Source organism: Halopelagius inordinatus (genome assembly GCF_900113245.1).
GTDB classification, from domain to species: Archaea; Halobacteriota; Halobacteria; order Halobacteriales; family Haloferacaceae; genus Halopelagius; species Halopelagius inordinatus.
In genome coordinates this window covers 37,244-49,359 of record NZ_FOOQ01000009.1, presented here as the reverse complement: position 1 = coordinate 49,359, position 12,116 = coordinate 37,244, and the positions used below count along the sequence as shown (strand labels likewise).

Sequence of the window (12,116 nt, the reverse complement as noted above, 5' to 3'; positions counted from 1 at the left end):
CTACAGTTCACTAAAACCTTGCTTCAGAACAGTCGCAAACGTTCCGGGTCCAGATATCGATTGTACCGGCTAGCGTGGCGCACAATAGCCGATTTGAGGGGAATTCATCCGAGTTCGACGAGAAGCGGCAGCTCCCGATAGGAATAAAACAAGTTAGACTATACTCGGCGGAACCGGACGCGCTTCGTCGTCGGTTTCGGGCCGTCGAGTTCAGGGTGTGACGAGTATCTTCCCGACGCTCTCGCGGTTCTGCATCGCGGCGAAGGCGTCGCCCGTCGAATCGAGCGAGAACGCCTCGTCTATCTCCGGGGCGAGTTCGCCGTCGGCGACGAGTTCGACCAACCGCTCTAACTCGGTCTGAGTGCCCATGGTGCTGCCGACGATACGCTTCTGTTGGAGAAACAGGTCGGGAACGTTGATTTCTGACGTGCCGCCCGCGGTGCGGCCGCAGACGACCATCGTCCCGGCGCGGCGGAGGACGTCCAACCCGAGTCCGGTGTACGGGCCCCCGAGGTGGTTCACCACCGCGTCGGGGCGGCCGATTTCGACCACGGCCTCGCGGAGTTCGTCGGGGTCGGTCCCCTCTACGGCGTGGTCCAACCCCAGTTCGTCGAGTCTGTCGAGTTTCGACGCCGACGAGGAGGTGCCGACGGTCCGAGCGCCGAGGACGTCCGCGAGTTGGACGCTCGCGACGCCGACGCCGCCCGTCGCGCCCGGAACGAACACCGAGTCCGCGGGCGAGACGTCCGCGCGCCGGAGCATGTGGTAGGCGGTCACGTACGCCGTCGGGAGGGCGGCCGCTTCCGCGGCCGAGACGGACTCCGGGAGCGAAACGAGTCGGTCGGCGTCGACGCGCGCCGACTCCGCGAGGCCGCCGTGGTACAGAGAGAAGTTCTCACAGAGGTTCTCCGGCCCCTCGCGGCAGAACCGGCAGGTCCCGCAGGTCTCGTTGGGACAGAGGACGACGCGGTCCCCGGGTTCGACGCCGGTCACCCCGTCGCCGACGCGTTCGACGACGCCCGCGACGTCGAGACCGCTGACGAACGGGAGGTCCGCGGCGTCGACCATCGCGGAGTCGCCCTCCAGTATCCAGAGGTCGTGTCGATTCAGAGCGCACGCCTCGACGCCGACGACGGCCTCGCCGGGGTCGGGGTCCGGCGTCGGTCGGTCGACGACGGTCACTCCGTCCGGTCCCGTGAGTTCGCCGAATGCTGCGACACGCATCGTCTCACAGTTCGCCCGCAGACGCATAATCGTGGGTGGCGTCGGTATCGCCCGCCGCGGTTTCGCGCGGCCGGTCGTACCCGCCGCGAGACGCGGTTCGACGCTCAGTCGTCGGACGAGGCCGACGACCGGTCGTCGCCGTCGTCCGAACCGCTATCGACGGTATCCCCGGTCTGCGTCTCGGCCAGTTCGCCGCGACGAACCGCCGTCCGGAGGCCGATATGCGCGACGGTGGCCGCGTGTTCGGCCGTCTGGCGGACGCTGTCGAGGGCGCGGGTGAGTCGGTACTCGCAGTCGGACGCCTCGAACAGTCGGCGGTCGATTCGTTCTGTCTCCTCGCGCACTCGGTCCCGCGCGGCCAACGCCGCAAACGCCGTCTCTGCGTCCGCGTCTGCGACGGTGGTGTCCACCGCGTCGGTGACGGCCTCTCGCGCGGTAGCGGCGACGGCGGCGACGTCGTCGGCCGCCGGTATCTCCGTCGGGTCGTCTACCGCGGATGCGACGCGCGCGATGCGTTCTGCGTGGTCCGCGATACGATTCAGTTCCCGCGCCGTCGCGTGCAACCGGAACAACTCCTGACGCGTCACGCCGAGTGCGTCTATCTCGTCGAGGCGCGCCAGTCCGCGTCCGAACTGTCGGTCGACCATCGCGTAGAGGCGGTCGGCTTCGCCGTCGCGGTCGGTCACGGCCTCGGCACATCCGTCGCCGGTCAGGGCGGCCGTCGCCTCTCGGTGCATGGACAACGCGACGAACTGGAGGTGACGGACCGACTGCCGCACCGACACGTCGCCCGCGTCGAGCAGGTTTCGGACGACGACGCGGTCATCGGACTCCTCGTCGACCGTCATCCCGGCCAGACTCCGCGTCACTCGCCTCACCGCCCGTCGCTGTTCGGGCGTGAGTCCGTCGGCGGCGTCGAGAACGACCGCCTCGTGACCTCCGGCGTAGGCCGCTCGAAGCGTCTGTTCTACGCGGTTCGGGGGTCCGTCCGTGACCTGGACGGTCGTCTCCTCGGCCGAGTCGTACTCGCGGTCGGGCGCTTGAACGACGAGTAGACCGTCGATGTGCGTGTGTAGGTCCACGACCGTACCCGCGGTAACGCCTTGGGACTCGGCCCACTCTCGCGGGAGCGAGACGGTGAACGTCCCGTTGCTGACCCGCTGAATTTTGCGCGTTTCCATGGCTACGGCTGACGAGTGGACCGTGACCGGGTCCACGGGGCGAACGCGGCCGACGGCCGGTTCGACGTTGCTCTCACGCGTTTCACCCGAACTTTCCGGAGATGTAGTCTTCGACGCGACTGCTCTTCGGGTTCTCGAACACCTGGTCGGTGTCGCCGTACTCGACGAGTTCGCCGCCGGTCAGGAAGACGGCCGTCTGATCGGAGATGCGCGCGGCCTGTTGCATGTTGTGGGTGACGATGACGACGGTGTACTCCTCGGAGAGGTCGTGGATGAGGTCCTCTATCTTCGCCGTCGCGATGGGGTCGAGAGCGCTCGCGGGTTCGTCCATGAGGATGACCCCGGGGTCGGTCGCCAGCGCACGAGCGATGCAGAGACGCTGTTGTTGTCCGCCCGAGAGTCCGAGAGCGTTGTCGTCGAGGCGGTCTTTCACCTCGTCCCAGAGGGCCGCCTGCGTGAGCGACCGTTCGACGAGTTCCTCCTCGTACTCCTCGTCGCTCCGGCCGAGCAACCGGGCGAGAAAGCTCTTTTCGATGTCGCCGTGCTTCCGTGGCCCGTAGGAGATGTTGTCCCGAATCGACTTCGGGAACGGGTTCGGCGACTGGAACACCATGCCGACCCGCTTGCGGAGTTCGACCAGGTCGACGCCGTCTTGGTATATCTCGTCGCCGTCGAGTCGCACCGACCCGTCGATTCGCGCCGATTCGATTCGGTCGTTCATCCGGTTCAGACACCGCAGGAACGTCGATTTCCCGCACCCGGAGGGGCCGATGAGGGCCGTGACGCTCTCTTCGGGAATCTCCATCGAGACGCCCTTTAGCGCGTGGTCCTCGCCGTAGTAGACGTCCAGGTCGTCGACGGCGAGTTTCGCTCGGCTCTCGAAGTCGTACTCGGTCCACTCCGGGTCCGTCTGCTCTCGCGTCTCTCCGCTCGTCGTCTGGAGCGGTTGGTCGGTGCTTTCCTCCGTCTTGGATAGCTGTCTTTCGCTCATTGTTACTCTCTGAGTTTACTGCGGAAGTAGTACCGCGCGGTGATGCCGACCGCGTAGAACGACAGAACGACGATGAGAAGGATGAGCGCCGTCGCCCAGCGGAACTCGTCGGCGTTGCCGACGTTGCTCGACGCGCCGACGCCCGCGGTGATGAGCGCGTACAACTGGTACGGGAGCGCGGACGTCGCCTGCATCAGTTCGGGATTGGCGACGAACGGGGCCGAGGACGTGAACTCGAAGCCGCCGACGACGTCCACCGTCTGGCTTCCGGGGATGAACACGCCGCCTGCCATCGTCAACAGGATGGGTGCCGTCTCGCCCGCGATGCGGCCGACACCGAGGATGACGCCGGTGACGACACCGGGTAACGCCGCGGGCAGGACGACGCTTCGTATCGTCTGCCACTTGGTCACGCCGAGGGCCGCGCTGGCATCGCGGTACTCGTCGGGGACCGAGAGCATCGCCTCCCGACTCGTGATGAGCACGAGAGGAAGAAGCATGAACGAGAGCGTCAGCATCCCGGCGAGCAGCGACTTCCTGTTGCCGAACCGCGGGACGAGAAACGCGTACCCGAACAGACCGAAGACGATGCTCGGAGTGCTCCAGAGCCCGTTCGTGGCGACTTCGACGGCCTGCGTGAACGGCCCTCGTTCGGCGTACTCGGTGAGGAAGATGGCCGCGCCGATGCCGAGGGGAACCGCGACGAGCATCGCTCCGGCGACGAGCCAGAACGTCCCGGCGATGGCCGGTAGGACGCCGTTGAAGTCGTTTATCAGCCCGACGCCGTTCATGACGAACGGCCAGTCGAGGGGCCACGTGAACGAGACGGTCTGTCCGAAGAGCACGACGACGGACTCCGGGCCGGTTCCGAGTCCGACGCTCAGACCGCGGAAGAGGCCGGGAGTCCCCTTGACGATGGTGAACCCCATCAGCACGAACAGGACGCCGACGATGGCGACGGCGTTCAGGTAGACGAGCAGGTACGCGCCCATGTGCCGCCCGCGAGCGCCGAACCCGCCGTACGCCTTCGCGGCCGCCCACCCGGAGAAGAGAGAACAAAACAGCGTGACGCCGGGGACGACGAACTCGGCGGTGAACGACGCCCGCTGTGCCCAGCCGAGTTCCCACACCCACGACGGGCCGATGGCCCCGGTGAGGAAGACGAGCCCCGCAAACAGGGTCAAAGCGCCCGCCGGGAGCGTAGAGCCGAGGTCTTCCCGCAGGACCGCCGACACCGCGAAGGCCGCGCCGCCGGTCAGACCGGCGACGAAGAGCCACCCGAGAGTTCCGAGTCCGAACGACTGCGACGCGACGACGCCGCCGACCGCGAACCAGACGAGCGTGGAACTCGAAGCGGCGACTATCCCAGCGGTCGGCCTCGGTTGGGTCGCGACGTAGCCGAACCGTGAGCCGACGCCGAAGGCGATGACTGCGCCGCCCAACAGGGCGAGGAGTCCGCCGATGAGCGTGGCGAGGGGGACCCCACCGACAGAGTCAGTCAGGCTCACCTGCTCGAACAGCGCCGCGAGGGCGAGGGCGAAAAGCACCGACGCGAGTCCGACGGCCCCCGCCGCCACCGCGTCGGTCGCGGACGTGTCCTCCGTGACGAGCCTCGAACGGGTCGCTCCCGCCATCAGAGCTCACCCCCCAGTTTGTTACGCATTCGAGCTTCGATGTACTGCGACCCGAGAGAGAGGACCAAGACGGTGACGAACAGGATGATGCCCGCGACGAACAGCGCGTCCTCCTGCAGTCCGTCCGCCTCGCCGTAGTTCGACGCGATGAGTGAGGTGAGCGTCGCGTTTCCGTAGAAGACGTTGTACAGCGGGTCGGTGAGTCCGGGGACGCCCCGAAGCATCACCGTCGCGGCCATCGTCTCGCCGATAGCGCGCCCGACGCCGAGGAGGACGGCGGCCGAGACGCCCGAGAACGCCGCTGGGAGCGTGATGCTCGTCATCGTCTGCCAGTCCGTCGTCCCCATCGCCAGCGACCCGCTCTTCATCGCCTCCGGGACGCTGCTCAGGGCGTCCTCCGCGACGGAGACGACGGTCGGAAGCGCCATCAGGCCGACGACGATTCCGACGAAGAGATAGGTCCCCTGGCCGGTGATTCGGAACTGGTCGGACGCCCACGGACTCAACACGGTGAACCCGATGAACCCGTAGACGATGGAGGGGATTCCGGCGAGGATTTCGACGCCCGGCTTGACCACCTCGCGAACGGTCCGCGGAGCGATTTCGCTCAAGAACAACGCGGCGGCGACGCCGAGGGGTCCGGCGACGGCCGTCGCGATGAGCGTCACCATCACCGTCCCGTGAATCATCGGAACCATCGAGTAGCGAATCGGCGACGAAACCGCGTCCCATCGCGTCTCCGTGAACATCCGCAGGCCGGGGACGCTCACCCCCAACACCGTCTCGCTCTCGTAGAGGACGACCGGAACCGACTCGACGAAGATGAACACCGTGATGAGGAGCAGTATCAGGATGGTGGACGCGGTCATCGTCATGGTGAGTCCCTTCGCCGTCGTCTCTTGGTGGCGAATCCACCCGTACCCGACCGCCAGGAGGAAGACGACCACCGGGACGATGGTCCACGCCGACGCGGCGAGGAACCCGGCGAACGCGGCAAAGAGGGCCGCCGAACTGACGAGGACGGTCGCGAGTTCGGACGTGCTGGCGTCCTCGACGAAGTTCCGGGCTCGACGGCGCGTCCGCTGGACGGCGTTTCGTCGGCCGCGCTCTGACTCGCTGACCGAACTCATCGTCGTGAACGCCTCGTCGATCTGTCGGTTGTACAGGAATCCATTGTTTTGTGTCGGTGTTGTGAAGAATATCCGCCCCGTCGAGCGCTGCCGAGAGGCGGGCGTCGGACCGTTCGACGCTCGGTCACGCTCTCCCGGGGACGGTCTGGTTCAGGCTTGGTCCGGCAGTTTCTCGGCCTCGGACTGGATGTCCTTGTCCGGAAGCGGGATGTAGTTGTTGTCCTCGACGAACACTTTCTGTCCGAAGGTGGTCAGGAACATGTTGATGAACGCCGCCTCCCGGAGGTCCGTCCCTTCCGGCGTGTCCTCCGTGATCTTGGTGTACTGGTGGAGGTCGCGGTTGAGCGGGTAGGCGCTGTCGAAGATGGTGTTCTCCGCGCTCCGGTCGGGCTTGAACACCGTGCCCTCGAAGTCGATGGCGATGGGTTGGACCTGGTCGCTCGTGAACGCCAGCGCCATGTACGCGATGGCGCCTTCGTTCTGCTGGACCGCCTGTGCGACCTGCTGGTTCTGACCGAAGCGGGTGTCGGTACCCGACATCGACGCGTCGGCGCCGCCGAGCATGTTGAGGCGGAACGAGGTGTCGGTCCCGGAGCCCTCGGCGCGGCCGATGGCGTAAATCTCCTGGTCGGGGCCGCCGACTTCGCTCCAGTTGCTGACCTCGCCCTGGTAGATCTGGCGGATCTGCTCGCCCGTCAGTTGCGTGACGCCCGCGTCGTAGATGTCCTTACTGACGACGACCGGTTGGCCGTCGCGGCCCAGGACGTGGTCTACGACCTCCTCGCTCGCCTTCTCCTCGCTCCAGCCGAGTTCGGCCGTGATGGGGCCCGAGGAGTTACCGATGTCCACCAGACCGTCGGCGACGGACTTACAGCCCGTTCCGGAGTGACTCAGCGCGATGCTGGTCGCGAACGGCGGCGTCGCCTGTTGACCCGTCGGCTCGAAACCGTAGAGGCTCGCGAAGTAGTCCGCGAGGCGCTGATCGGTCTCGATTTCGCCCCAGCCGGGAACGCTGCCCTCGTCGTTGGAGCCCCAGTACTCGCCGTCGTCGGCGGGCGCGTTGGAGTTCCAGTAGGAGCTACCCTTGTTCGCGATGGGGTACACCGTAGAGGACCCCTCGGCGGTGAGCATCGAGGTGTCCATACCGCTCTCGGTGGACTCCGAGTCGGTCTCGGACTCGGACCCGCCCGCCGTGGCCTGACCGCTCGGCTCCGAGGTGTCGCCGCCGCCGCTTTCGTTCGACTCCCCGGCGTCCCCCGAGCAACCGGCGAGTCCCGCTGCCCCGACGACACCGGACGTCACCAGGAACTGTCGCCGTGATACGCCTTCTGTCAGACGGTCTGCCTCTTGCGTCATCACATGAGCCGAAGCCAGATTACCTAAAAGCGGTTTATAATATTGGTCCCGTACGCTCCCTATCTGTATACTCGTGTGATTATATTGGGTATCGCTCCGATTCTGTGGCTAGTGACACGGAGAGATATTTTGACAAACGTTGGCATGGTATCCGGTTCGTATCAGACAATATATGATTCCGTTACGGAAGGTATAACGCCTCCCCGTCGAAACCGTCGCACATGAGTTCAGAGGACGGCGAACGTACCGGCGAGAACGCGGTCGGAGCGTCACTGTCCGAGGCCGTCGACGAACTCGTCTCGGGTCGTCCGTCGCGGGACCCCGAGACGGTTCGGACGGTCCTCGGTCACGTCGCCGACGACGACGTCGTGACCGAGGAGGCCGTCGACGACGCGTTGACGGACACGTCGATGGCGCTCAGTACCGCCGAGACGCGAACCGAACTGGCGTCGATGGCGCTCTCGGACGCGAGAGAGACGGCCGACCCCGTCTCGGACCTCGAAACGGTCGATGCCCGACTCGACCGGTTCGAAGCGCGAGTGACCCGCCTCGAAACGCGCATCTCGGACGTCGGCTCGGACCTGCAGACGGCCGTCGAACGACGCGGCGGGCCGGACGACCTCTACGACTTCGTGACCGAACTGCGGCGCATCACCTCGGACGCGAACGCCATCCAGCGGGCCGCGGACTCCGCTCAGACCGACCTCGACGCGTTCGAACGGTGGGCGACGAACGCCGACGTGCGTGCCGAGGAACTCGACGCTGACGCCGACGCCCTCGAACGGTCGCTCGACGAGTTGGCGGAGACGGCAGAGGAACTAGAGAGCGCGGACCGAAACGGCGAGGAAGCGGCGTCGTTCGGAACGGACGACGCCGTCGATATCGACGCCGCGTGGGCGGACGCGATGCTCCGACACCGAGTCGTCGGACTCCTCCTCGCGGACGCCCGAGCGGAACTTTCGGACCTTCGGCGGTGGGCGAACCGGGACGGACTCGGAGAACTCGACGTCCCAGACCGGACGTTCGGCGAACGCGCGGACGAGCTAGAGGCTCGACTCGACGAACTCGGCGGGCGACGCGAGGCGGTCGGCGACCGTCTCGACGGCCCGGCCCGCCCGGCGCGAGCGGACCGCTTCGAGCGACTGCTCGATTTCGACGCCGCCTTCACCGAGTTCGAGCCTCCGGTTCCGTGGGACGAGGTTCGAACGGAACTCGAACGACACCGCTCGGAGATAGACGGGCTGGCGTAGTCGCGGAAAATTGGGTCTTCTCTCGAACTCAACCGCTTCGGCCCTCCTCGAACGCGGGGTCCGGTTTCGGCGGCCGCGGTGGACGTTCGGTGAACGTCGGCGAGGGTACCCGCGCCGGTAGCGTCCGCCGCGTGGCACCTTCCCGGACGAGACGCGAACTTCGCGGAGGCTTTAATCCTCGCTCTCGTACTGCCGCCCGTGGAACCGGAAGACAACCGCCGCGGGTGGGCCGAACGGTCCGGAGAGTTCTCGCCGGAGTTCTATGCCCACGCCGGGCCGAACGAAATCACCGAGACGCTCGTGGACGTGTTCGAACACTACGTTCCGGAGGACGCCGCGGTTCTCGAACTCGGCTGCAGTTCCGGTCGCCATCTGGCGCACCTCCGAACGCACGGGTACGAGAACCTCTCCGGCATCGACATCAACGAGGAGTCGTTCGACGTGATGGCCGAACACTACCCGCGACTCGCCGAGACGGGGACGTTCTACACGGGCGCTATCGAGGACGTCGTCCCCGACTTCGAAGACGACGCGTTCGACGTCGTCTACTCCGTCGAGACGCTCCAACACGTCCACCCCGAGGACGTCTCGGTGTTCGAGGAGTTAGTCCGAATCACGTCCGACCTGCTCGTGACAGCAGAAAACGAGGGTAACAGCCCCAACCGCGGTCGCGAAGGCGGCGAGGTCAGCTACGTCAACGACGACTTTCCCCTCTATCACCGCAACTGGAAGCGTATCTTCTCGGACCTCGGTCTCGCTCAACTCCTCTCTGAACCCGGCGCGCGCGACACGGTTCGCGTATTCCGCGTTCTCTGAGAGTCGAGTCGAGACGACTCGGCGCGGTTACCGGTGCCGGCGAACGGGGTCGGTCTCGGCGGCCGCGTCGCACTCGAACGTGTCGAGTTGGTTCTTCAGCGTCGCGGTCTGTTCTGTGAGTCCGTCGAGTCGAGAGCGAACGTCGGAGATGGTCGATGCCCCGCGTTCGGCGCGGTCCGCGAGCGATTCGCTCCGCTCTGCGATGGTCCGAGAGCGGTCGGCCACCGTCTCGATCGCGCCGACCACGTCTTCGGTCGTCCGCGCGCCGTCGTCGGTCGCCGCGGCGACCGTGCTGACCGACGCGTCGACGCCTTCGACCGTCTCGGTCAGACCCGAGAACGCGTCGTCGGCGTCGGTTATGGTCGTCTTGCCGGTCTCTATCTGCGCTTTGGTCTGAGCCATCTCCGCTTGCACGCGTTCGACGTCCTCCACCGTCTGGGTGACCGTCTGCTCTATCGCCGCCGAGTGGCTTCGCGTCTCGTCGGCGAGGGATTTGACCTCCTCGGCCACGACGGCGAACCCGCTCCCGCCGTGGGCGGCCCTCGCGGCCTCGATGTTCGCGTTGAGTGCGAGCATGTTCGTCTGCTCTGCGATGTCCTCTATGAGGTCTGTGCTCTCTGCGACGCCGTCCATCCGGTCGTCGAGCGAAGAGACGAGGTCCGCGAGTTCCCCGACGCTCCGTTCGATCTGTTCAATCGCTTCGATCGCCTCTGCGGCGGTTTCGCTCCCCGCTTCGGCGGCGGTCGCCGCGTTACTCGTCTCCCCGGCCACCTGGTCCGCGTTGGCGGCGATCTCTTGGATGGTCGCAGAGAGACTCGTCAACTCTCCGGTGGTCGATTCGAGACTGCTCGCCTGTTCGCGGAGACCGGTCGCGAACTCTCGGATGTCGTTTGCTTGCTCCGTTTGGGTTCGTTCGAGCGTCTCCGCGTCGTCGTGGACCGACTGCGTCGTCTGCTCTACGTTCGATGCGAACGCTCGCAGGTCCACGATGGTCGACGAGAGTTCGTCCGTCATCTCGTCGAAGGCGTCGCTGATCGATCCGATAGCCTCGATATCGGTCTCTCTCGGGGGTTCGGCGGTCAGGTCACCGACCGAAACCGCCTCCATCGCGCCGGCGAGTTCGTCCGCGCGGACCAGCAGTCGCTCGTTCAGTCGCTCTACTTCGGCTCTCGCTTCCTCGCTGTCCTCTACGTTCTGGACCTGCTTTCGCGTCTCCTCGCGGGAGCGTTCGATGGACACCCAGTTGGACATCAACGCCGCGGCGAGACTCAGGATGAAGACGGCGTGGACGAGTCCCCACCCCATCGGATTCGCGACGGCGTCGGGGTGGTTGTACACCGCCTCCGGATGCGCCATCCCGAATATGCTGTGTTGGATCGCCACGTACCCGATTCCGACGGCGAACGGGAGCCAGTCTTCGTAGACTGCGATCACGCCCACGACGACGAAAAAGTGAAAGTGCGCCTCTATGTAGCCGCCGGAGAAGTAGACCAGAAGGGCAGACGAGGTCATCAAACCGATGGCCGCTATCCCGGTCCGAATCCGCCGAGACAGTCGCGGCCAACTCGCAAGCAGCGACAGGCCGACGATGACGCCGACGCCGAGAACGACGAATTCGAGGGGCGCGGCTGTGAGTGTGGCCCCCGTGACGTACGGTTCGGTACCGGTGTAACTCCCGATCAAAAACAGGAAGGGAGCGTGTGCTGCGAGCACTAAGACGATGTTTCGGTGACGCCCCTTCCACGTCTCCTCCGGTATCGAACTCCCCCGCGGGATGTATCTCACGAACTCCCGCACCGCCCGCGCCCATTCGCGCCCCTTCGAGACCGGTTTCTCTGATCTCTCTACACTCATATCGTTGCAGATATGTTTGCGCGTAAAAGATGTATCCTCCAAATACTCATCACTGATAACCGCGCTCTGTGAGTACCGCGACGACGCCAGTCGAGGCGGTATCCTCTCGAGTGACCGACCGGGCCTCATTTCTGTCCAAGTAGAGTCGTTCACCGACCGGACACACTCCTGAGGAATCGGGAACGCGGAGAGAGTACTCGGACACGGTCTGAGTATCTGAGAATCGGTACTTCTCTGGCGGACCTCTCCGCCGATCCATCACGCACGGGATCACTTGACCGAGAGTTGCATCCCCCGAGCGATGACGTACATCAGGACGATCCCACCTCCGATTACTAAGACGATGTACGCGAGGGCCACGAACAGCACTCCAAGTCCCGGAATCACTCCTCCTACGAGCACGAGTACCAACGGGACGAGGGACGCTGCGACAACGAGTCCAACGAGTGACGCCAGCGTTCGGGCTTCGTCGAGGACCTGCGTGATGTCTATCGACCCCTCGGAGTCCACGAACGGTCTGGACGGTGGCATATGTTGTCAATGAACGTACACTCTGAGTATAAATTTTTGTTCGAGCCGCCGACGTCGAACAGCGATGGGCTTCCTGAGTCTCAGTTTCGGTGAGACGGTCTTAGCTCAGTGTTCTCTTTTCGCACCCTGTCTCTTTGCTGTAGAATCCC

The 12,116-nt window shown here is 65.3% G+C and carries 10 protein-coding genes; 2 read left to right on the top strand and 8 right to left on the bottom strand.

From position 1 onward, the window contains the following. Positions 1–210 precede the first annotated feature (210 nt). The 6 genes from BM167_RS17385 to BM167_RS17360 form a co-directional block, all read right to left on the bottom strand. Positions 211–1,224, bottom strand: a complete 1,014-nt coding sequence (locus BM167_RS17385) for an alcohol dehydrogenase catalytic domain-containing protein (RefSeq protein ID WP_092893999.1) — start codon at positions 1,222–1,224, stop codon at positions 211–213. Positions 1,225–1,328: 104 nt separating this feature from the next. Then, complete coding sequence (locus BM167_RS17380; RefSeq protein ID WP_092894023.1) at positions 1,329–2,405, bottom strand: phosphate signaling complex PhoU family protein; 1,077 nt, start codon at positions 2,403–2,405, stop codon at positions 1,329–1,331. Positions 2,406–2,487: 82 nt separating this feature from the next. Next, complete coding sequence (gene pstB, locus BM167_RS17375) at positions 2,488–3,396, bottom strand: phosphate ABC transporter ATP-binding protein PstB (protein WP_092893998.1); 909 nt, start codon at positions 3,394–3,396, stop codon at positions 2,488–2,490. 2 nt (positions 3,397–3,398) lie between these two features. Beyond that, on the bottom strand, positions 3,399–5,030 hold the full coding sequence (pstA, locus tag BM167_RS17370) for a phosphate ABC transporter permease PstA (RefSeq protein WP_092893997.1): 1,632 nt from the start codon (positions 5,028–5,030) through the stop codon (positions 3,399–3,401). After that, positions 5,030–6,160, bottom strand: coding sequence for a phosphate ABC transporter permease subunit PstC (pstC, locus tag BM167_RS17365; RefSeq protein WP_092893996.1), 1,131 nt, complete (start codon positions 6,158–6,160; stop codon positions 5,030–5,032). Before pstC ends, pstA begins: the two co-directional genes overlap by 1 nt. A gap of 150 nt (positions 6,161–6,310) precedes the next feature. After that, on the bottom strand, positions 6,311–7,516 hold the full coding sequence (locus BM167_RS17360) for a substrate-binding domain-containing protein (RefSeq protein WP_092893995.1): 1,206 nt from the start codon (positions 7,514–7,516) through the stop codon (positions 6,311–6,313). Between the two features lie 221 nt (positions 7,517–7,737). Between BM167_RS17360 and BM167_RS17355 the strand changes: the two genes are divergently transcribed. Next, the gene (locus BM167_RS17355) at positions 7,738–8,766 is read left to right on the top strand and encodes a coiled-coil domain-containing protein (RefSeq protein ID WP_092893994.1); all 1,029 of its coding nucleotides are present in this window, start codon (positions 7,738–7,740) and stop codon (positions 8,764–8,766) included. Positions 8,767–8,964: 198 nt separating this feature from the next. Continuing rightward, positions 8,965–9,582 (top strand): class I SAM-dependent methyltransferase, encoded by a 618-nt coding sequence (locus tag BM167_RS17350; RefSeq protein WP_092893993.1) that lies wholly within the window; start codon positions 8,965–8,967, stop codon positions 9,580–9,582. Between the two features lie 27 nt (positions 9,583–9,609). Here the strand turns inward: BM167_RS17350 and BM167_RS17345 are convergent, their stop codons facing one another. Both BM167_RS17345 and BM167_RS17340 read right to left on the bottom strand, forming a co-directional pair. Next, complete coding sequence (locus BM167_RS17345; RefSeq protein ID WP_092894022.1) at positions 9,610–11,367, bottom strand: methyl-accepting chemotaxis protein; 1,758 nt, start codon at positions 11,365–11,367, stop codon at positions 9,610–9,612. A 339-nt stretch (positions 11,368–11,706) separates the two neighbouring features. Beyond that, the gene (locus tag BM167_RS17340) at positions 11,707–11,967 is read right to left on the bottom strand and encodes a hypothetical protein (protein WP_092893992.1); all 261 of its coding nucleotides are present in this window, start codon (positions 11,965–11,967) and stop codon (positions 11,707–11,709) included. Positions 11,968–12,116: the final 149 nt, after the last annotated feature.

Coding starts and splice junctions, on each gene's coding strand:
- pstC (WP_092893996.1), bottom strand. CDS start 6,160: ATGAGTTCGGTCAGCGAGTCAGAGCGCGGCCGACGAAACGCCGTCCAG.
- BM167_RS17340 (WP_092893992.1), bottom strand. CDS start 11,967: ATGCCACCGTCCAGACCGTTCGTGGACTCCGAGGGGTCGATAGACATC.
- pstB (WP_092893998.1), bottom strand. CDS start 3,396: ATGAGCGAAAGACAGCTATCCAAGACGGAGGAAAGCACCGACCAACCG.
- BM167_RS17355 (WP_092893994.1), top strand. CDS start 7,738: ATGAGTTCAGAGGACGGCGAACGTACCGGCGAGAACGCGGTCGGAGCG.
- BM167_RS17385 (WP_092893999.1), bottom strand. CDS start 1,224: ATGCGTGTCGCAGCATTCGGCGAACTCACGGGACCGGACGGAGTGACC.
- pstA (WP_092893997.1), bottom strand. CDS start 5,030: ATGGCGGGAGCGACCCGTTCGAGGCTCGTCACGGAGGACACGTCCGCG.
- BM167_RS17380 (WP_092894023.1), bottom strand. CDS start 2,405: ATGGAAACGCGCAAAATTCAGCGGGTCAGCAACGGGACGTTCACCGTC.
- BM167_RS17360 (WP_092893995.1), bottom strand. CDS start 7,516: ATGACGCAAGAGGCAGACCGTCTGACAGAAGGCGTATCACGGCGACAG.